The following is a 19,400-nucleotide window of genomic DNA, read 5'->3' as shown; positions in this document are numbered from 1 at the left end:
GGCCTGTGCGCTCGCGGTACCACTCCTGTTGCTGAACCCGGGTTCAGCCACCTTACAGGATAACGGTCCTGGGCCGGGGCTTCCTACTATACGTTCAGAAGTCCATCTCACGGGTGCGCTTCGCCGCCTTCGTCTGTACCGGCTTACACCAACCCGGCTCGCTGGGGACTAGACTTCAAGACGATTACTCTCCCGTTCATCGATTCAATATGAGTTTGTCTCAGTATAACGAATTTCCGGCAGAAAGCAATAGCCAATGTCCGCATGACCGGCAGATTTCTGCTGAGGCCTTAATCCGCAGTAGGCGCTCCCGTCAGATCCTTGATGTCTGTTGAGCCGTAAATCAGCAGTGCGATGACAATGACCAGCAGAAGTCCGCCGGCAAAGCCCTCTCCGTCAAAACTGTCCATTTCCCCGTACCTCCCTTTCTCTGGCGTGTGCGTGCTCAAGAGTTGTCGGCTTTCTTTTTCAAGGCGGCCATGATCTCATTCAGCGTCAGACTGCTGTTGTCATCCAGAAAGCTGACCAGCTTGTCGACGTTATTGTTGGTCAGATCACCCAGCGTTTTATATTTACCGACCAGACTGACGAACAGCGAGGCGTCCGTATACATCTGGATGGAGTCAACCTTCAATTTACCGGTCAGCAGCAGTGCGGCAACGGTGTATTCCAGACCTTTGGGAATTTGGGTTTTGGGGCCGGGCGGCGTTCTTTTGGCGGCAGGCTTCTTTCCTTTTCCAGGAGGGGGCATGGGACTCCCTTCTTCCGTATGGTGTTCGCAGGGACAGTGCAGCAGGGCAGATTCTCCTTATTCTAAAGATATGCTTTCCGGCAGGATTTGGTGAAATAGACCAGAGCAGTGTCCACACCGTTAAGCCGGCGGAGGAATAGAGTATAGGGCAGGAATGAATCCACTTTTGCCGGCGGCTGGGTCCATAAACAGGAAGGGGAGAGGTGCAGGATGGCTATTTTATCAACAGGACCAATTGAGAATAATGCGGTATCGGGAGTAAGGCCGACGCAGAGGGTTACCGTTAAAATGGTGGTGCGCAATACCGCAGGCAGCTCCGCTGTCAGTATTCAGGGGTATGTGCTGGGCTCGTCCAGAACGCTGTATGTCAGTGAGGTAATTGAAGTAGTGCCGAATCAGGTGGTGACCCGCGATTATTATGCAGATCTGGATGGTTATGAATTTGTATTTACCACCGGAGCGTTGACGGAAGAAGATATCGGCATTTCAGTCTGGGGCAAAAACGCATCCGGGCAGCTTGTGAACGCCCACCGGGTGGTGTCGCGCGAGAACCTCGGCTCGGAAGAGGGAGTGTAGGATTTCGCCGGGAAAAGGTAACATAACAGCAGGGACCCTCCAGCTTAGGAGAGTCCCTGTTTCAGCGTTTATACCAGATCGCAGGCTTCGGCAGGCATCCAGTGCGCATCCTGGCCGTCCCATTTCACGTTGCAGCCGATCGGGTTGGTCAGAGGCACACTTACAGGTTGGCCGGAGACCAGCTCCGTCAGAGCATTGTCCAGGTCGTTTACGGTCATTTTGCCGGTCTCGCGCGGATTATCGACACCGCGTCCGGTATAAACCAGCTTGCGGTCCTCATCGAAAATATAGAAATGGGGCGTGCGCAGCGCGCCGTAGGCCCGGGCCGTATCCTGGGTGGCATCCCGCAGATAGACCCAGGGGAACTTATGCTTCTCCATCCGGCCGATCATATGCTCAAGCGAATCATCGGGATGGGTGGTCTCGCTGTTGGCATTGATGCCGACGAAGCGGACCCTGTGATCATGGAATTTCTCCGCAGTCTGGCGGGTAATCTCATCGGAGCCGACGACGAACGGGCAATGATTGCAGGTGAAGAAGACAACCAGGAACCGGGCGGATGCAAAATCCTCCAGCGAATACGTGCGCCCATCCGTTGCCATCAGGGCGAAGTCAGGGGCTGAGTCTCCAAGGGCCAAAGTAAAGCTCATGTACAAGCACCTCCTGAGTTAGTTGTATGCGTTCTCTTGTAGTATACCGGACTTGCGCAGCGCTTCCAAACCGGCAGACGCCTCAGAGCGCGAGGATCTCGCGGATATCCTGCTCGCTCAGGCTGGACAGCGCCTCCTGGCCCGGCTGAATGACCTCGTCTATCAGACTTTTCTTTTTCTGCTGCAGCTCGTACATCTTGTCCTCCACCGTTCCTTGGGCAACCAGCCGGATCACCTGGACGATCCGCTTCTGCCCGATCCGGTGGGCACGGTCAGCGGCCTGCTGTTCGACGGCAGGGTTCCACCACAGGTCGTAGAGGATGACCGTCTCGGCCCCGGTCAGGTTAAGGCCGGTGCCGCCCGCCTTGAGCGAGATCAGGAACAGGTCGCGCTCGCCTTCATTGAAGCGGCTGCACAGCTCCACCCGCTGCGCGGCCGGGGTCTGGCCGTCCAGATAGAAATGCGGAATGCCCAGCAGCGCCAATTCGCGGCTGATGATGCCCAGCATCTGCGTGAACTGCGAGAAGATCAGCATCCGCTTGCCGGCGCTGCGGCATTCATCGATGATCTCCAGCAGTTGCTCGAACTTGCCGGAGCCGCCGGTGTAGCCGTCCACGAACAGAGCGGGATGGCAGCAGAGCTGGCGCAGCCGGGTCAGCCCGGCCAGCACCTTGAGCCGGCCGTTCCCGAAGGTGTCGCTGTCCAGATGCTTGAGCGCTTCCTTGCGCAGCCGGGCCAGATAGGCGACGTAGAGCTTCTTCTGCTCCGGCAGCAGCTCGGAGGCCTGCAGGGACTCGATTTTGTCAGGCAGCTCCTTCAGCACATCGCTCTTGAGCCGGCGCAGCAGGAAGGGCCGGATACGTCTGGCCACCGTCTCCCGGGGCAGGTCATGGAAGGCCTTCTTGCCGGGGAACAGGCCCGGGAAGATCACGCTGAAGATCGACCACAGATCCTCCAGCGCATTCTCCACCGGTGTGCCGGTCAGCGCAAAGCGGTAGCGGGCCTGGAGCAGCTTGACCGCCCGGGCAGTCTGGGTCTCATGATTCTTGATCATCTGCGCTTCATCCAGGATGAGGGTATGGAAGGAGTGCTTCACATATTCCTCCACATCTCTGCGCAGCAGCGGATAGGAGGTGATGATCACATCCTGCCCAGACGTCTTCCGCAGCGTCCGGCTGCGCTCCCCGGCGTTGCCGTCAGCAATAACCGCCTTGATCTCCGGGGCGAAGCGCTTCAGCTCATTCTGCCAGTTATAGACCAGGGAAGCAGGGGCAACCACCAGCGCTGGTACGCCGCTCTCCCGGATGTCCTCCAGCTCTGAGAGCAGGAAGGCGATGCTCTGGAGCGTTTTGCCGAGGCCCATATCGTCCGCCAGAATCCCGCCGAAGCAGTAATGGGCCAGCGTCTTCATCCACTGGAAGCCGTATTGCTGATAATCCCGCAGCACGGGAGCAAGACTCTCCGGCAGCGGGAAGTCCAGATTCTCGGGATTCGACAGATTGGCCAGCAGCCGCCGGAAGGAGCGCCCAAGCTGAATGGCGTCTCCTTGGCCGGTATCGGCACGAAGGTGAAGGGTGCGGAGCAGCGGCAGGGAAAATTCCGAACTGCGGATATCCACGCTATAGACGCCGAGCTCGTTCATCAGAGCGATAATCTCCTGGAATTCAGCGCCTTCCAGCGGGAGCAGGGCACCGTCCGGCAGCCGGTAATATTTGCGCTTTTCCTGCAGCGATTTCAGCACCTCTACAATATCCTGCTCGCCGATTCCCTCCATCGCGAACTTGAAGTCCAGCCAGTCGGTCTTCTCGTTCCAGCTCAGGCTGACCTTGGGCATGGCGTGATCCGTGAGGACTCTTTCCTTGACCGCCGTTGTGGCATAGATCTGCAGCAGCGGCTCCAGCAGCGGTATGGTATGATGCAGGAAGTCGAATTCCCCCTCCTCATCACGCATGATATACCCGCTCTCGGTCCGCGCGAACGACTCATGCGCCATCAGGTCGAGAATCCGCTGCTCTGCAGCTCCGTCCCGCATGAGAATCACCTCACGGCTCCGCTCCTGCACCTTCTCCTCCAGCGGATTGATGACAATGCCGCCGTACTGGAATTCAAGTCCGGCCAGCAGCCGGTCCCTCACCCGGTCCAGATAGAGTCTGGCCTGAAGCCGGGTCTGGACGATGCGGTCGGCAATGGCGTCGGCGATGCTTACCTGCCCGATCTGCCGCAGCCCCGGGACAACGCCCTCCAGGAAGGGCTCCATCTGCTCAGGCGCAATCGCCAGGCTATCCCGCCGGCTGCCGCTGAGCATCCGCTTCAGCTCGGAGAGACGCCCGCATTCCTGTGCCGGGAGCTTCAGCAGCCGGTCTTCGGTCAAGACCAGCCCGTAGTTCTCCAGAATCGTGAGCTGCTCAAGTCCCCGGACATCCAGCCGGTAGCCTTCCTCCTGTGCCTGGTCGAACTGGAAGCTGAGCGGCAGCGGTTCATCCGAGACAGCCAAGCGGTCAAGCTGAAGCTGTCCATGCTGAAGGCGTACCGCAGGCGCTGCTTCCAGCAGGGGGTACAGACTCTCCCAGAAAAAAGGGGCCACCGGCAGCAGCCGGTCATTCCCCGAATGGCTGGGGCTGGCAGAGTACGGATTGTGGAGGCTGTTGTAGACCTTCTCATTCCGCATGATTTCGATCAGCCTCAGCAGGACCGCGTTATCCTCCTTGGAGAAGCTGTGCAGGGCGGGATCATAGCTGAAGTGCGCGGTGAACTCAAAAGGCTCGCCCCTACGGACCTGCTCCAGAAAAGGTCTGATCTTCTGCGCGATATAGAGGCGCTTGGGACCCAGCTTCACTTCGATACCAAGCATCGTGCTGCTGTAGCCGATGTTGAAGGGCCGGCAGATGAACTCGACCTGGAGCGGTGTCCGCAGGTCGATATATGTGCCGGCACCGCTTGGCTGCTGCCGTCCTCCGGTGAACATCCCAAGCATGCTGCTTACCAGTTGCTTGTCTACGCTGCGCTCCCTGTGCTCAGCCCCAGAAGGGCCAACGCTGCCTTGCACCAGCGGCAGACTGCCGGTCCTCCCGGGATATGCCACTTCTGTATCTGCCGTCCTGTCCTCAGGCCGTTCGGCTCCTGCAGCCCGGCTGCGGTAGAGGACCGTTACCAGCGCCGCCGCAATATGCTTGCAGAAGGGTCCGCCGTGAACATAGGCCGGGCAGGTACAATCCCCCTGTACATCCCCGTCGCTGTCGATAATCAGCGCAATCTCATGGCTGATCAGGCCATGAACCTCAGCGCGGTATTTGGAATATTCCTCTTCCTCGTTATGCTCCGTATAGACAAGGTCCACCTTATGGGCATGATAATAAGCCGCCCCCTGGTCGTAAGCGGCATTGCCGCACAGCAGCTTGATTACCCGTTCGGGTACCTGATAACCCACGGCATGATCACTTCCTCTTCTTCCTTATCGCTCATGATGTACCCGTTCTTACCCGTTAGCCGGGTCCGCTCCGGTTCCCGCTCCGCCGATTCCATGGAGAATGAAGCTGACGGTCCGCCCGATCTCCTCCTCATCGTCCCACTCCTGGTCCGGCATCAGCACCAGCCGGGTCAGCAGATAGCCGGCAATTGCGGAGATGGTGAAGCGGATAATCGCAGGAGTAGGCGCTTCAATGACCTCGCCCTGCGCCTTGAAGTGCTCTGTAATTGCAGTGACACGGGCCAGCACCTGCTCGAAAATATTCTCGGTCAACTGCTCCTTCAACGCAGGCTGAAAGGGGATTTCCTGAATGAGAATTTTGACGATCTTCAGATTCCTGCGGACGAACTCCAGCCGGTTCACCATGAAGGCCTTAAGGAAGGCTTCGTAGCTCTCAAAGGGAGCATCCAGCACACCGCTGAAATTGCGCATGACAAACGGAGCGATCATCCGGCTCATGGTAGGCACAACGATGGCGAGCAGCAGATCTTTTTTGGTCCGGTAATAGCGGAAAATCGTGCCCTCGGCTACACCCGCCTTCTGGGCAATCTCACTGGTAGCGGCTGCCGAGAAGCCCTTCTCGGCAAACACATCGATTGCTGCCCCCAGAATGGACAGCTGCTTGGGCGTCATCTTCTCCTTCTCGCTGAGGGCCAGCAGCTCCTGGACCCATTGGTCTTGCTCTGTCTGCTCCTGTTCAGCAGCAGGGTCTTTCTCCATGAATAGAAACCTCCCAGACTCTTGCAGTTCCTCCTAGTGTACCATAGCGTAGTCGCCGATTACATGCGGCGGTGCTTACGCAGCGCCAGCACATTCAGCACCATGAACAGCAGGGAGAAGCCGGCCAGCACGAGTACATCCGGGGCGATGTCGCTCCAGCCCTTGCCCCGCAGCATGATGTCCATCAGCGCCTGTGCACCGTAATAGATGGGCGTTGCCAGCCCCAGGCGCTGGAGCCAGAGCGGGAGGGTATCCAGCGGGAACAGCCCGCTGAGGAAGATCTGCGGCACAATGACCAGCGGAATGAACTGGATCATCTGCAGCTCATTGGCGGCGAAGGCGGAGAGCAGGGTGCCGAGCGTCAGCGCAGACATCGACAATAGCAGGGTCATCAGGAGGACGTAGCCGAAGCTGCCGGTCATCAGGATGCCCAGCACCTGGATGGAGAACCAGGAGATCAGCAGGGCCTGGAAGACGGTGAAGATGCCGAAGCCGCAGACATAACCGGTAACGATCTCCCAGCGCTTCAGCGGGGTGGAGAGCAGCCGCTCCAGCGTTCCCGTGGTCCGTTCCCGCAGGAAGGAGACTCCGGCAATCAGGAAGACAAAGAAGAAGACGAACACGCCGATCATAATCGGGCCGAAGCGGTCAATCATCTTCATATCCTCCGCACCGTAGAGGTAGCTAATCTGCGGCTGCGGAGAAACGCTGCCGCCTGCTGCTCCCGCAGGTGCAGGGCTCTGAGTGGCCTCCTGCAACGTCCTGAGCACAGCACGGTTCGCATCCGGATTGCTGCCTTCGAGCATAACCTCAGGCTGAGCTCCCTTCATGACAATGAACGCATCCAGGCCACCGGCCTTCAGAGCGGCATTTCCGGCTGCTGCGTCTTTGTAGACGGTAATCTCAGCCTGCCGGGTTTCCAGCGCCGCAATGAACACTTCGCTACCGCCAGCGACGCCAATCTTGGGCTCATAGTCCTTGCCGTTGAACACCAGGCTCATGAGGCTAAGCACCACCAGGGGCGCGATGAACATGAGTGCCATCGTTCTCCGGTCATGGATGAACTGCTGCAGAATTCTCAGGGTAATCGCCCGGATTCTCATGACCGCACCCCTCCGTAATAGAGAAAAGCATCCTCAATCGTGGCAGAGCCGGTCGCCTGAAGCAGTCCCGCCGGGGTGTCTGCGGCCAGCAGCACACCCTCCCGGATCATAGCCAGCCGGTCGCATTTCTCCGCTTCATCCATCACATGGGTGGTCAGTACGATGGTCGTGCCCTTGCGGTTCAGCGCCTTCAGCTCCTTCCAGATCGACTGGCGCAGCACAGGATCAATGCCGACCGTCGGCTCATCCAGCAGCAGCAGCGGCGGCTCGTGCAGCAGGGCAATGGCCAGAGAGAGCCGCCGCTTCATGCCGCCGGAATATTGGTCCACCCGCTTACGCAGATGCTCCTGCAGGTTCACGAGCTCCATCACATCCCCGATCCGCCGTGTGCGGTTGCCGCCCTTCAGGCCATAGAGGGAGGCGAAGAATTCCAGATTCTCCTTAGCGCTCAGTTCAGTATACAAGGCATCCGACTGGGCCATGTAACCGATTCTCTGAAGCATCGCGAGCTTCGGCATCCGCACCCCCAGTACACTGACCTCACCGGAGGTGGCCTCGTCAATGCCGGTCAGCAGCCGGACCAGCGTCGTTTTGCCGGAGCCGGAGGGACCGAGAATCCCGAACGTCTCTGCCCGGTTCACCTCCAGCGTGATATCCTGGAGTACCCTCTTCTGACCAAAAGAGCGGTCGACATGGGCCACTTCAATCACCGGATTCGCCTGATGCATCGTCTGATTCATGGTTATCCCCTCGATTTCTCAAATAATGAGTGAGTACTCACTCATAATATATTCCTTTCCACCTGCAAAGTAAATCCTTTATTATGCCGCAAGTACATCAAATTTGTTGGATTGTCCGTTTCCAGCGGCCCGGCAGCCGGGTAATAAATAGTACAACTTCTTGAGAATCCCCGGCATCCTTAGAACACAATTCACTTAAGGCGGTGGAATTATGGCAGGACACAGGCTGCTCCTGACCTTGGGCGTATTAGCGGCAGCGGCCGGACTGGGCGGCTGCGGCGGTCCCGCTCAAGAGGCAGACAGCGGAAGCTTTCACACCCTGGCGGAGGAGAACACGGAGGCGCAGCAATATCTGCCCGGGGATCTGCCGATTCCCGCTGGGGCTGGCATTACTTTGGCCAAGGGCGAGCAGACAGAGGGGAAGACTTCCTCCATGCTGGTCTACAAGACGGAGGAGAGCATGGCCTCTCTCGGCACTGCCTATCAGAGGTATGTAAGGGAGAAGCGGCTGGAGCTGGGAACAGCGATTGTGGATAGCCACAACATTCTGATTAACGGCAAGGTAAACGGTTCGTACTCTTATTCTATTATTGGCAGCAGCGCGGAATCGCCCGGCGGCGGGAATGAAATTATCGTGACCTGGATCGTGAATTAACACCGTTTTTACATAAGGCCTGTTTCGGGAGAATTCCCGGGCAGGTCTTTTTCAAATGTTGTCCGCAGTTAATATTTCCATAACATTCCTCCGCAACAGAATTGACACTCGTAGACGACAATAGCTATAGCAGTTACCTATAGGAAAAGGGTGGATCGAATTGACAAACAGTAAATGGATCGGCGCGGCTCTGGCTTCAGCACTTCTCGTAACAGGGGGATCCGTTAGCGTTCTGGCTACGGGCAGCCATGTGGACGCCGCCGCTGCCGTCAAGCAAGCCGCAGTCCAGGAGGGCAGCATGACCTGGAGCATTAACGGTACACAGGTCGCACTCAGCACGATCAACAGCGGCGGATATAAGCTCTACTCCTTAAGCCAGGTTGCCGGAGAACTGGGAGCAGGACTCGTGCGCAGCAGCAGCGGCTTCCAGTTGAATGACAGCAAAGGATTACATAATGTACAGATTCAGGCCGGCGTCAAAAGCTACCAGGCCGACGGCGAAACGAAGGAATTCACAGTTGCACCTGTAGTGCGTAACGGTAAAACGTATGTGGAACTCACGAAGCTGGTGACCTCGCTTGGCGGGGAGCTGAACGCAGAGACCCACAGTATTCTAAGCTTCGCCCGGCCATCCGGCCAATTCGATACGCTTCACTGGAGTGCGGACGGCAGACTGATTGCAAATCAGAGCGATGCGGAATCCACGGTGCTCTATAAGTTCACCCAGACGCCGGGGGATTACGAGGTGTTCTCTACTAACGAGAGTGCTGTAGATTATGCGGTATCGCCTGATCAGCAGTGGGGCGTATTCAGCGACGAGACCGGTCAGGTGAAGCTGATGAACCTGTCCACCGGCCTCATTACACCACTCGGCAAGGATGCCAGCGTGAAGACGGATTTTGTGTGGTCCGGCGACGGCAAGACGATCTATTTCATTCAGGGCGACAAGCAGGAGAAGCTGGCCCAGATCTCTGTAGAGACTGGCGAAGTGAAGGCTCTGCTGGAAGATAAGGTAGAGAATAAGTCCGAGCTGCGTATTTCTGCTGACGGCACAAGCGCCGTGTACATCGTCAACATCACAGCCACTGCCAAGAATGATGCAGACAGCACAGAGGATTCCCTCACCGTCGACTACAGCAAAGCCGGAGAGCAGCTGTATAAGCTGGATCTGGCCACCAAAGGTGCTAAACCGGTTGCCTTGACCACTTCGCCTGACAACAAGCTGTATCCTGAGATTCTGGCTGGGGGCAGCGTAGTCTACCTGAGTGCTGACCCGGAAGGCAATGCAGCCAATACTCTGAAGCAGATTGCGGCAGACGGCACCAGCAAAGATATTGCCCTCAGTGTGGAAGCAAACTGGGTTGAACGTGTCAGCACAGGCCTGATGGTTGCCGGTACTGCGGCAGACGGAGGCACGGTTATCTATTCGATTCCAGACGGCGGAGCTCCGGTAGAAGTGTTCCGTACAGCGGACGATGTGTCCGAAGTGTCAGTGTCCGCAGACGGCAGCAAGCTGGCGATCGTCAGCGACGGTATAGTGGTTGCGGTACAGAACGGTAAGACTCTGCAGCTGTCAACCACACCTGAGGAAGAGAAGTAATAACAACATTTATCGGCACATAGCCGGGAGGAGAAATCAGACATGAAGGTTTTCAAAAAATTAACAGTTACAGCGCTCACCGCTGTTATCGCAGTAACCGCATCCTTTGCCGGCGTAGCCGCAGCAGCGGACAGCTTGAAGGGGAAAATCACCGTTAACGGATCTACAGCATTGCTTCCGCTGACTCTGCAGGCGGCCAAGGAATTCCAGAAGCTGCACCCTAAGGTGAAAATCGCCGCTTCCGGCAAAGGCTCCGTGACCGGGCCGCAGGCCGTGAAGAAGGGGATCGCCGACATCGGCGCCTGCGACTGGGATGCCAGCGTGGATGTGCCGGGCTTCAAGGCTTTTGACGGACAGGTTGCCAATAAGGTCGCTGTTATTCCGTTCGCTACAATCGTGAACAAGAACGTGGGCGTGGATAATCTGACTACAGAACAGCTGAAGGGCATCTATTCCGGCAAAATCACCAACTGGAAAGAGGTCGGCGGAGCGGATGCGAATATCGTTGTGATCACCCGTGCCTTCGGCTCCGGCACCCGGGTCAACTACCAGGCCAAGGCGCTGGGCGGCGGGGATATCGTGAAGAAAGAGAAGAACTACAAGGAAACCGGCTCCAGCGGCGACATGAAGACCGCAGTAGGTACTACGCCTAACGCCATCGGATATATCGACCTGGTCTATGTAACCGGCAGCGACATCAAGGCTGTGAAGTTCAACGGTGTGGAAGCGACTACGGATAACGTAATCAACGGCTCCTACAAGATCTGGGCTTACGGCTACTACATGACCAAGGGCCAGCCAACCGGCGCAACCAAGGAATTCATTGAATATGTACAGAGCAAGAAGTTCCAGTCCGGCTCGCTGAAGAAGCTGAAGTTCATTCCGATTTCCGCAATGCAATCTTAAGTAAGAAGATATTCGGCAAGCGCATAGACTGATAGGCAACAGCGGCCAGCTCCGGGATTCCGGGGTTGGCCTCTTACAGGAGGGAAAGTATGGGGGCACCGGTTCACGGCCTGACAGCACAGTCGCAGACACAGACAAGCGCTCAGAAGGTTAAGCATAATACCAAACGGCACCGCAGACATCTGCTGGGCAACACCGTATCGCGTTATTATTTCCTGTTCAGCATCCTTGCACTCTGTGTGGTGCTTGGGCTCGTTATTATTTTTATCGGCAAAACAGCGCTGCTGCTCTTCGGCCAAATCTCGCCTATGGACTTCTTCTTCTCGTTCAACTGGTCGCCGGAGGAAGAGATGTTCGGAGCGGCAGCCTTCATTGTAAATACATTATCGCTTACCGCGCTGACGCTGGTCATTGCCGTTCCGGTCTCAGTCGGCATGGCGGTGCTCTGTGCGGAGATTGCGCCGAAGTGGCTGAAGAGCTTCATCCGCCCGGTGCTGGACCTGCTGGTCGGCATTCCTTCTATAGTATACGGCTATCTCGGCCTGACCGTATTGCTCCCCTTCCTGCGCAGAATCAGCGGAGAAGGTCTGGGGGACGGGCTGCTGGCCGCTGCCCTGGTGCTGGCGCTGATGGTGCTGCCGACCATCTGCCGGATCAGCGATGACGCAATCATCGCCGTCCCGCGCAAATACCGGGATGCCGCCTATGCGCTCGGCTCGACCCGGCTCCAGGTCATTATGCGCGTCGTGCTGCCCGCCGCCAGCCGGGGCATTATCTCGGCTGTCATTCTGGGGATGACCCGCGCCGTCGGTGAGACTATGGCTGTGGTTATGGTCATCGGGAACACGCCGCAGCTCGCGAAGAGTCTGTTCGCGCCAACCTCGGTGCTGACCAGCAACATCGTCATGCAGATCTCGAACGTCGAATTCGACTCCACCTGGAACTATGCCCTGCATATGATGGCGTTCCTGCTGCTGCTGATTTCGTTCGTGCTGATTCTGATTATCCGGCTGCTGGGCCGCAAACGGAGGGACGCCTGATGAACGGATTCACACGCACACGCCATACCATCAGAGCCCAGCGCCGGAACAAGCTGGCGACGATCGGCTTCTATACGCTGGGCGCACTGGTCATGCTGCTGATCTTCTGGCTGCTGTTCACCATTCTCAGCAAGGGCCTGCCGTCACTCCGGCCGGACTTCCTGCTGAAGCAGCCCGAGGAGATCGATGCCGGCGGCGGGATCGGTCCCGTCCTCTTCAACTCCTTCTACATCCTGTTCATCTCCCTGCTGATCTCGGTTCCGATTGGAATCGGCGCTGGCATCTATATGGCGGAATATGCGCCGGATAATGCCTTCACGGGCGCGCTGCGCATCTGCGTGGAGTCGTTGTCCTCAGTGCCGTCCATCGTCTTCGGCCTGCTCGGCCTGGCGATCTTCGCCGAGTACTTCGGGGTCGGCCTGACGATCCTCGGCGGGGGCGTCAGCCTGGCGCTGCTGAACCTGCCGATGCTGGCCCGCGTCACCGAGGAAGCGGTGCGCGCGGTTCCCGGCGACATCCGTGAAGCCGGCTATGCCCTCGGCATGACGAAGTTCCATGTCATCCGTAAGGTCGTGCTGCCGGTTGCTCTGCCGGCGATCGTTACCGGCGTCTGCCTGGTGGCCGGACGCGCCTTCGGGGAGTCGGCGGTCATTATCCTGACCGCCGGACTCAGCACCTCCGGCGAGATGTGGGATTTCAACCTGTTCTCGCCGGGCGAGACCCTGGCCGTGCACTTGTGGTACGTACAGTCCGAGGCCATTGTCGAGGACGCGCGGCAGATTGCCGACAAATCCGCGGCGGTGCTGGTGTTTGTCGTGCTGATGATCAACTTTATTTTCCGGTTCCCGCTGTGGCTGGGCAACCGCCGCCGGGGGCGCTGAGACAGATTCAGATACGGATTCAGATACGAATGTGGACGCGTGGATTCACGCTATCGCTATAATTCTGTAAGAACAGGCTGCTCTGCTATGGAGGTTTCATGGCGGGCGGCTTGTTTGCGTTTGCGTGGCCTCTGTTTTCCTGGTTGATAGCCTGGGTATGCTATAATTTGACTATGAAATCGGTGCAGGCTGGACTAGCCTGTGCCCATTATAAGGACAAGGAGGCAGGACGCTGTGAGCACACAGAAGACCAACCGCCGTAAGCCGAACCGGAAGCAGCCGCCCGAGTATGCGCTGAATACACCGCTGCCGAGACCGGAGATGCTTGCCATACTGCAGGCAGCCGATGAGATTATCGCCGCCGGAGGACGCACGCTTCTGGCCAAGATCCTGAAGGGCTCGAAGGAGAAGAAGCTGCTTGAACTCGGCCTGGATCACATACCCGCCTATGGCTTCTACCGCGAGCTGACGCTGGAGCAGATCATGGAGAAGGTGGATGTCCTCATAGACGCCGGGTATCTGAGGACCGTGCTGTCCGGGAAGCTCCCCCTCATCGAGTTCACCGTCTACGGCTGGACTGTCCGGCGGGAACGGGCGGCGGAAGAGCTGCTGAGGGAGTGGGAGAACTGGCTGGAGCATGGGATTGCGCCGGCCAGTATGGAATATTTGAAGGATCGTAACCGGGGCATGATTCTGTTGTTTCTGTTCAAAATCCTGTGTTCCGGTGACCGGAAATACATCCCCTTCCTGGAGCAGTGGCATGCTGTAGACTACGCGAAGGTAAAGGTTGAGATCCGGAGGGTCGCCACTGATCTGCAGGAGCGTGACCGGCTGGAGGAGAGCGCATGGCATCAGCTGCTGCGGGATCGTGCGCAAGCGCTGATCCAACACACGCGCGATCCAGTGATTCTGCAGTGTGCGGAATGCGGCGATCCGTATGTATTTGATCACCATGATTTGAGCTGCTACCGGGCAGATGGCATTTATTTTCCGGAGAAGTGCGAGCGTTGCAGGAATTCGGAGGATAGCATGAATGAATAGGCAGGAACTTAACAAGAAAGTCGACCAAATTGTGAAGAAGCTCATTGCCGGGAAGGGCTTTGTCGCTCCGTTAGAAGTGTTCCTCAGACTTGGAGCAGTCAGTCCTGAACAGGTAGAAGAGTGGCGTTTCGGTAGGGTGCCTTATCTGGAGCGGGTCCTGCGCGGCAACCTGTCGCAGTTCAACTTCATCCTGTCGCTGATCCGTAAGCAGGCGCGGGAGCTTGAGCTGAAGCCGTCCCACACCGCTTATGTCAAATGGGGCAAGGGGCCGAAGCGCCCGCTTCGTTTTTCCAAGTCTGGTGATCCAACGATGGAACAGCGTTATACTACACATTATGTAGTTAGCCAAGATTATAAGAAGTGAGGGATTCATATGTTCACACCTGAACAAGTAAGAAGCTTTATCGTCCACCCGGAGCCGGCAGTGAGCAATGCCGCGTTACAATATTTTGCCGAGAGCTACTTGTATGAGAACGATGCTGAGCTGATGCCGCTGGTGCTGCAGAAACTTAAGGAATCCAAGGACATCGAGAAAGTCCACCTGATCTATGCCGAGAAGTTCCCTCAGACAGAGGAGACTCTCCGGGAATTGCTCCATTGGTACCTATCCTCTTCCACTCCTGCAAATACGAGATTCCAAGCGCTGAAAGTCCTGATGAATACCGACCCTCAGCTAGCGGCTCCATTCATGGATTACATCGGGAAAATCCCTGAATGGCAAAAGAAGTTAGACCAGAAGCTGCGCCTCGCCCAAATGACAGATGAAGAGCTGCTGGAGGAATTCCGCCTGTTCATTGAGCAGAGCACGGGTAAATACTTCAATGAGTTCGACAATGTGTATGGGGATGAGATCGTGAAGGAGCTGTCTCTGCGGCAATGCCTTGGTGCCGATATGGTGCTGCAGAAGCTGCGGGATAACGACCCCGATGACCCAAGCTACGAGGTTCCTTATCTCATTCAGCTGGCAGGGCTGATGAAGCTGGAGGCGGCTATCCCTCTGCTGTGCGGTTTTTTGGGTGCAGACGATGATATCCTTCCGACTACTTCCTCTGATGCGCTTGTCCGGATCGGGACAGCCGGCGTCATCAAGACACTGACCGGACAATACGTCTCTGCTTCAGAAGCCGACTTCCGGCTGTTTGCCACCGATGTCTTTGGCAAAATTAAGCTGCCGGAGTCCGAAGAGGCGGTGCTTGCTTTGCTGCCGGAAGAGCACGATATTACCTATGCAACAAAGCTGGCTGATTGTCTGTGCGAGCTGGGGTCTGAGAAGGGAATCCCGCTTGTGCAGGCGATGATGGAGCAAGGCTATGATGATGGTTATCTGAATCTCAAGGAGTCCCTGTATTCGTGCTGTATCATCTTAGGGCTGGCGCATCCTTCACTGCCGCAGTGGAAGAAGGAGCTGGATGCGGAAGAAGCGCAGAGGGCCAAGCATCAGAGAGAAATGGAGGGGATGTTCAAGGGAGTCGAGCCTTCCGCAGGGACGTATAACCGGATAAACGGCAACGAAAAAACATATACGAACCCCAATAAAGTCGGCCGGAATGACCCATGCTCCTGCGGCAGCGGCAAGAAGTTCAAAAAATGCTGTGGGGCGTAGCCGCCGGGGCCTACTGTAGTGGGAGGTGTCACCAGCGGAGGTAATCGGACTGAGAGTACGCTATTTGGCTGTAAATGCCCGATTCCCTGCCCGCTGCGGACTGGGAGGCCGCTAATCGGCACGTTCGAGCTCCAAATGATGCGAAAAGGGTTACTTAACGGAATCTGAGTCCGCCTAACCGGCGGACAGGCCGGAATCCGCCGAAATAGCGGAACTCCAGTCCGCGAGGGTGCGGGTAGGGTTCGCCGCCGTTTGGGAGTTCTCCGCCAGCGATTTGGCGTACAGCGAACAGGCGCAACGTACTGGCCAGTGGTCACCACCTGTGGTTTGCGGACGGAGAGGACGCTATTTGGCTGTAAATGCCCGATTCACTGCCCGCTGCGGACTGAGAGGCCGCTAATCGGCACGTTCGAGCTCCAAATGATGCGAAAAGGGTTACTTAACGGATTCTGAGTCCGCCTAACCGGCGAACAGGCCGGAATCCGCCGAAATAGCGGAACTCCAGTCCGTTCGCGCAGCGTCCACCCAAGCCCCAACGTTGATCCTACTTAAAGTAAATAGGGGCTTCTCATCCCCCGGACGCCAAAACAGCCTTCCCAAAGGAAGGCTGTTTCATATGACGTCCCGGAAGGGATACAGCCCATTCGGGCTGATTGCGAAGCAGATGCTAACGAAGCGTATGCTCCAACGTCCCCCCGCTGCCGCGCTGGGTTCTCATCCCCCCGGACGCCAAAACAGCCTTCCCGAAGGAAGGCTGTTTGTATGACGTCCCGGAAGGGATACAGCCCATTCGGGCTGATTGCGAAGCAGATGCTAACGAAGCGTATGCTCCAACGTCCCCCGGCTGCCGCCTGGGTTCTCATCCCCCCGGACGCCAAAACAGCCTTCCCGAAGGAAGGCTGTTTCATATGACGTCCCGGAAGGGATTCGAACCCCCGACCGTGCGCTTAGAAGGCGCATGCTCTATCCAGCTGAGCTACCGGGACATGAACAATGACTGAAAAGCAAGCAAAAATTATGTTATCATACCTGATTCAACTTTTCAACTTGTTTTTTTGAAACGGCATGGGGATATGCTATAATCTACAATTGATTAAGGTTCGGAGGCTCACAATCTGCATAAACAGTTTGCATAAAAAGGAGGTGCCCTCATGAATGAATTCAATGCCCCGGCCAAAGAGAATATCGTGCTGTTTCCGAAGACGCTGGATTATTACCAGATCCAGCTGACGGTCATGCTGGAGAGCGAACGTTACGGGGAGGCGATGGAGCTGCTGCGTTTCCTGCTGCAGTGCCAGGGGCAGGAGGAGCGGCACTACGAGGAGTGGCAGTCGCTGCACGACTGGCTGGCCGCAGCTTTTCCCTATGCGGTGCAAGGCGGGGATACAGATGCGGCCTTCCAGGCGGAGGAGCCGGAGGTGGGCGAAGAGGACATGGCCCGGACGCTCGCCAGATCGAAGCTTGCGGAGGATGCGGGCTACGCTGACAAGCTGCTGAAGCGGGTGATGGACGAGCCCTTGTCCGAATCAACAGTGCTTGCGCTGGAGCAGCTCTCCTATCTGGAGGGCGGTCAGGTCGATGAGGCCCTGACGGGCTGGCTGCAGCAGGCCGAGGTGCATCCGCTGCTGCAGTTCCGTACATTACAGACGCTCCGCCGCAGGGGAGTGCAGGGGACGATTATACTAAGCCGCGGACATGAGACCGCCGAGGTGGAGATTGAGACGGTGCCGCTTAGCAGCGATGAGTTCCCGCCGCAGGTCAGCCAGGTGCTGGAGCGGGTGGCGGAGCAGGCGGAGGTGCATGAGCCGACGCTGTACTATTTTGCACAGGAGCTGTGGGGGCAGTTCATCATGTCGATTTACGGGTCGGGCGATTACCGCACCCTGCTGGACGGAGACGATTCGCAGCTGGATATCTGGGCGGGAGCGCTGCACCAGATCGTGTCCGAGAGCCTGAACGGCAGCCGCCAGGAGGAAGAGACGCGGGGCATGTACGGAATCACAGGAACCATGCGCTTCCAGTTTGAAGGGGCGTACCGTTCGCTCCGGGGATTTGTAAAGAGTTCTCTACTTGATAAATAAAGTAATCTTGGATATACTATAGTGGTTATTCTGTGCGTGAAATGTTGGACTATTAAGTTAACATGCAACCTATTTTTGGAGGGAAAAGTATATTATGAAAGCAACCTGGGAAAAAATAGAGAAGAACCTTGGCGTTCTTGAAGTCGAAGTTGAAGCAGAACGCGTAGCTGCAGCACTCGACAAAGCTTTTAATAAAGTGGTAAAGAAAGCAAACGTACCTGGATTCCGTAAAGGTAAAGTGCCGCGGCCGATTTTTGAATCCCGCTTCGGTGTAGAGAGCCTGTATCAGGATGCCATCGACATTCTTCTTCCTCAAGCCTATGGTGAAGCGGTTGAACAGACCGACATCTTCCCGGTAGACCGTCCGGAAGTAGACATCGAGCAGTTCGCCAAGGGCCAGCCGTTCATCTTCAAAGCGAAGATCACCGTTAAGCCTGAAGTGAAGCTGGGCCAGTACAAGGGCCTGGAAGTTCCTGTCCAGAAGGCTGAAGTAACGGACGAAGAGCTGAACGCTGAACTGAAGCGTCTGCAGGAGCGTCATGCCGAGCTGGTTGTTATTGAAGAGGATGCAGCAGTGAACGGCGATATCGCAGTCATCGACTTCGAAGGTTCTGTTGACGGCGTTCCGTTCGAAGGCGGCAAGGGCGAGCGTCATTCCCTGGAGCTGGGCAGCAACTCCTTCATTCCAGGATTCGAAGAGCAGGTAGTGGGCATGTCCACCGGCGACTTCAAGGATGTTGAAGTTACCTTCCCTGAGACTTACCACGCTGCTGAGCTGGCAGGCAAGGCTGCTGTATTCCAAGTGAAGCTGCACGAAATCAAGCGCAAACAGCTTCCTGAGCTGGATGATGAATTCGCTAAGGATGTAAGTGAATTCGACACGCTGGAAGAATACAAGGCAGACCTGAAGGCACAGCTCGAATCCCGCAAGCAGGACGAAATTAAGGGCGCGCGCGAGTCTGCAGTAGTTGATCTGGCAGCCGCTAACGCTGAGGTTGAAATTCCTGAGGCGATGATTGCCAGCGAAGTAGATAACATGGTGCGCGATTTCGACACCCGTCTCCGCCAGCAGGGCATGAACATGGATATGTTCCTCAGCTTCTCCGGCCAGACCCGTGAAGACCTGCAGAACCAGATGAGAGGCGATGCTGAGAAGCGCGTCCGCAACAATCTTGTTCTTGAAGTGATTGCTAAGGAAGAGAAGATCGAGGTTTCGGAAGAAGAAGTTACGCAGGAGCTGGCTACTATGGCTGAAGCTTACAAGCGTACTCCTGACGAAATCCGCAGCATTCTGGCAGCCAACGGCTCCCTGAACAGCCTGAACGATGAGATCTCCCTGCGCAAGACCATCGACCTTCTGGTTGAGAACAGTGTGGAAGTTGAAGCTCCGGCTGCACCGGCTGAAGAAGCTGCTGCTGAAGAAGCAAGCGCTGAGTAGTATTCTAACCTTTACCTAACGGCTATTTCCATTAGCCTCCATAGAGATCAGATAAGGCACGTAAGTTTTTGTTACGTGCCTTATTTTTATCGGGGCTGACGCTTGCAAGTACATATCATGATTCAGTGAATTGGCATTGTCTGTGGAAT

17 protein-coding genes, 1 tRNA gene and 1 other annotated feature (1 of these 19 cut by a window edge) are annotated in these 19,400 nt (G+C 56.7%); of the genes, 11 read left to right on the top strand and 7 right to left on the bottom strand.

Annotation, left to right across the window (positions count from 1 at the left end; translation table 11 throughout):
- Window positions 1-209 (bottom strand) — a binding site (T-box leader) (it extends 11 nt beyond the left edge of the window).
- 236 nt (window positions 210-445) lie between these two features.
- Window positions 446-751: a hypothetical protein gene (locus tag K1558_RS13865; RefSeq protein WP_238652180.1), complete on the bottom strand. Its 306-nt coding sequence runs from the start codon at window positions 749-751 to the stop codon at window positions 446-448.
- A 210-nt stretch (window positions 752-961) separates the two neighbouring features.
- Here K1558_RS13865 and K1558_RS13860 point away from each other — a divergent pair, with 210 nt between their 5' ends.
- The gene (locus K1558_RS13860; protein WP_238652179.1) at window positions 962-1,327 is read left to right on the top strand and encodes a hypothetical protein; all 366 of its coding nucleotides are present in this window, start codon (window positions 962-964) and stop codon (window positions 1,325-1,327) included.
- Window positions 1,328-1,395: 68 nt separating this feature from the next.
- Here K1558_RS13860 and K1558_RS13855 read toward each other — a convergent pair whose 3' ends face one another.
- The 5 genes from K1558_RS13855 to K1558_RS13835 all read right to left on the bottom strand — a co-directional run bounded on the left by K1558_RS13855 (window position 1,396) and on the right by K1558_RS13835 (window position 8,006).
- Entirely contained in the window at window positions 1,396-1,977 is a 582-nt protein-coding gene (locus tag K1558_RS13855) for a thioredoxin family protein (RefSeq protein ID WP_238652178.1), read from the bottom strand.
- 82 nt (window positions 1,978-2,059) lie between these two features.
- On the bottom strand, window positions 2,060-5,404 hold the full coding sequence (locus K1558_RS13850) for a DEAD/DEAH box helicase (RefSeq protein WP_238652177.1): 3,345 nt from the start codon (window positions 5,402-5,404) through the stop codon (window positions 2,060-2,062).
- 48 nt (window positions 5,405-5,452) lie between these two features.
- On the bottom strand, window positions 5,453-6,163 hold the full coding sequence (locus tag K1558_RS13845) for a TetR/AcrR family transcriptional regulator (protein WP_238652176.1): 711 nt from the start codon (window positions 6,161-6,163) through the stop codon (window positions 5,453-5,455).
- A 59-nt stretch (window positions 6,164-6,222) separates the two neighbouring features.
- Window positions 6,223-7,266 carry an ABC transporter permease gene (locus tag K1558_RS13840; protein WP_238652175.1) on the bottom strand — a complete coding sequence of 348 codons (1,044 nt, stop codon included), beginning with the start codon at window positions 7,264-7,266 and terminating at the stop codon, window positions 6,223-6,225.
- Window positions 7,263-8,006, bottom strand: a complete 744-nt coding sequence (locus K1558_RS13835; protein WP_238652174.1) for an ABC transporter ATP-binding protein — start codon at window positions 8,004-8,006, stop codon at window positions 7,263-7,265. Before K1558_RS13835 ends, K1558_RS13840 begins: the two co-directional genes overlap by 4 nt.
- A gap of 211 nt (window positions 8,007-8,217) precedes the next feature.
- On the opposite strand from K1558_RS13835, the gene K1558_RS13830 reads away from it, so the two are divergent.
- From K1558_RS13830 to K1558_RS13795, 8 genes are all read left to right on the top strand, one after another.
- On the top strand, window positions 8,218-8,661 hold the full coding sequence (locus K1558_RS13830) for a hypothetical protein (protein ID WP_238652173.1): 444 nt from the start codon (window positions 8,218-8,220) through the stop codon (window positions 8,659-8,661).
- 160 nt (window positions 8,662-8,821) lie between these two features.
- Window positions 8,822-10,261 carry a stalk domain-containing protein gene (locus K1558_RS13825; RefSeq protein ID WP_238652172.1) on the top strand — a complete coding sequence of 480 codons (1,440 nt, stop codon included), beginning with the start codon at window positions 8,822-8,824 and terminating at the stop codon, window positions 10,259-10,261.
- A gap of 42 nt (window positions 10,262-10,303) precedes the next feature.
- The gene (locus K1558_RS13820; protein ID WP_238652171.1) at window positions 10,304-11,167 is read left to right on the top strand and encodes a phosphate ABC transporter substrate-binding protein; all 864 of its coding nucleotides are present in this window, start codon (window positions 10,304-10,306) and stop codon (window positions 11,165-11,167) included.
- 89 nt (window positions 11,168-11,256) lie between these two features.
- Window positions 11,257-12,207 carry a phosphate ABC transporter permease subunit PstC gene (gene pstC / locus K1558_RS13815; RefSeq protein ID WP_238652170.1) on the top strand — a complete coding sequence of 317 codons (951 nt, stop codon included), beginning with the start codon at window positions 11,257-11,259 and terminating at the stop codon, window positions 12,205-12,207.
- Window positions 12,207-13,088, top strand: coding sequence for a phosphate ABC transporter permease PstA (gene pstA / locus K1558_RS13810; protein WP_238652169.1), 882 nt, complete (start codon window positions 12,207-12,209; stop codon window positions 13,086-13,088). Before pstC ends, pstA begins: the two co-directional genes overlap by 1 nt.
- A 234-nt stretch (window positions 13,089-13,322) precedes the next feature.
- Window positions 13,323-14,129 carry an RQC-minor-1 family DNA-binding protein gene (locus K1558_RS13805; protein WP_238652168.1) on the top strand — a complete coding sequence of 269 codons (807 nt, stop codon included), beginning with the start codon at window positions 13,323-13,325 and terminating at the stop codon, window positions 14,127-14,129.
- Complete coding sequence (locus K1558_RS13800; protein WP_238652167.1) at window positions 14,122-14,493, top strand: hypothetical protein; 372 nt, start codon at window positions 14,122-14,124, stop codon at window positions 14,491-14,493. Before K1558_RS13805 ends, K1558_RS13800 begins: the two co-directional genes overlap by 8 nt.
- 9 nt (window positions 14,494-14,502) lie before the next feature.
- A complete protein-coding gene (locus tag K1558_RS13795; protein ID WP_238652166.1) occupies window positions 14,503-15,732 on the top strand; it encodes an SEC-C metal-binding domain-containing protein in 1,230 nt (409 codons plus the stop codon).
- Window positions 15,733-16,644: 912 nt separating this feature from the next.
- On the opposite strand, the gene K1558_RS13790 is transcribed toward K1558_RS13795, so the two are convergent.
- Window positions 16,645-16,718 (bottom strand) — tRNA-Arg (locus K1558_RS13790).
- A gap of 165 nt (window positions 16,719-16,883) precedes the next feature.
- Between K1558_RS13790 and K1558_RS13785 the strand changes: the two genes are divergently transcribed.
- Both K1558_RS13785 and tig read left to right on the top strand, forming a co-directional pair.
- Window positions 16,884-17,813 (top strand): hypothetical protein, encoded by a 930-nt coding sequence (locus K1558_RS13785; protein WP_238652165.1) that lies wholly within the window; start codon window positions 16,884-16,886, stop codon window positions 17,811-17,813.
- A 94-nt stretch (window positions 17,814-17,907) separates the two neighbouring features.
- Window positions 17,908-19,251: a trigger factor gene (gene tig, locus K1558_RS13780; protein WP_238652164.1), complete on the top strand. Its 1,344-nt coding sequence runs from the start codon at window positions 17,908-17,910 to the stop codon at window positions 19,249-19,251.
- Window positions 19,252-19,400: the final 149 nt, after the last annotated feature.

This window comes from Paenibacillus piscarius (genome assembly GCF_022234545.1).
Classification (GTDB): Bacteria; Bacillota; Bacilli; order Paenibacillales; family Paenibacillaceae; genus Paenibacillus_AQ; species Paenibacillus_AQ piscarius.
Note: the sequence above shows the minus strand (reverse complement) of the source record. Positions and strands in the feature narration are given on the sequence as shown.

Excerpts from the sequence above, each read along its gene's own strand:
- K1558_RS13865 (WP_238652180.1), bottom strand. The coding sequence starts at position 751 with ATGCCCCCTCCTGGAAAAGGAAAGAAGCCTGCCGCCAAAAGAACGCCG.
- K1558_RS13860 (WP_238652179.1), top strand. The coding sequence starts at position 962 with ATGGCTATTTTATCAACAGGACCAATTGAGAATAATGCGGTATCGGGA.
- K1558_RS13855 (WP_238652178.1), bottom strand. The coding sequence starts at position 1,977 with ATGAGCTTTACTTTGGCCCTTGGAGACTCAGCCCCTGACTTCGCCCTG.
- K1558_RS13845 (WP_238652176.1), bottom strand. The coding sequence starts at position 6,163 with ATGGAGAAAGACCCTGCTGCTGAACAGGAGCAGACAGAGCAAGACCAA.
- K1558_RS13840 (WP_238652175.1), bottom strand. The coding sequence starts at position 7,266 with ATGAGAATCCGGGCGATTACCCTGAGAATTCTGCAGCAGTTCATCCAT.
- K1558_RS13835 (WP_238652174.1), bottom strand. The coding sequence starts at position 8,006 with ATGAATCAGACGATGCATCAGGCGAATCCGGTGATTGAAGTGGCCCAT.
- K1558_RS13830 (WP_238652173.1), top strand. The coding sequence starts at position 8,218 with ATGGCAGGACACAGGCTGCTCCTGACCTTGGGCGTATTAGCGGCAGCG.
- K1558_RS13820 (WP_238652171.1), top strand. The coding sequence starts at position 10,304 with ATGAAGGTTTTCAAAAAATTAACAGTTACAGCGCTCACCGCTGTTATC.
- pstC (WP_238652170.1), top strand. The coding sequence starts at position 11,257 with ATGGGGGCACCGGTTCACGGCCTGACAGCACAGTCGCAGACACAGACA.
- pstA (WP_238652169.1), top strand. The coding sequence starts at position 12,207 with ATGAACGGATTCACACGCACACGCCATACCATCAGAGCCCAGCGCCGG.
- K1558_RS13800 (WP_238652167.1), top strand. The coding sequence starts at position 14,122 with ATGAATAGGCAGGAACTTAACAAGAAAGTCGACCAAATTGTGAAGAAG.
- K1558_RS13795 (WP_238652166.1), top strand. The coding sequence starts at position 14,503 with ATGTTCACACCTGAACAAGTAAGAAGCTTTATCGTCCACCCGGAGCCG.
- K1558_RS13785 (WP_238652165.1), top strand. The coding sequence starts at position 16,884 with ATGAATGAATTCAATGCCCCGGCCAAAGAGAATATCGTGCTGTTTCCG.
- tig (WP_238652164.1), top strand. The coding sequence starts at position 17,908 with ATGAAAGCAACCTGGGAAAAAATAGAGAAGAACCTTGGCGTTCTTGAA.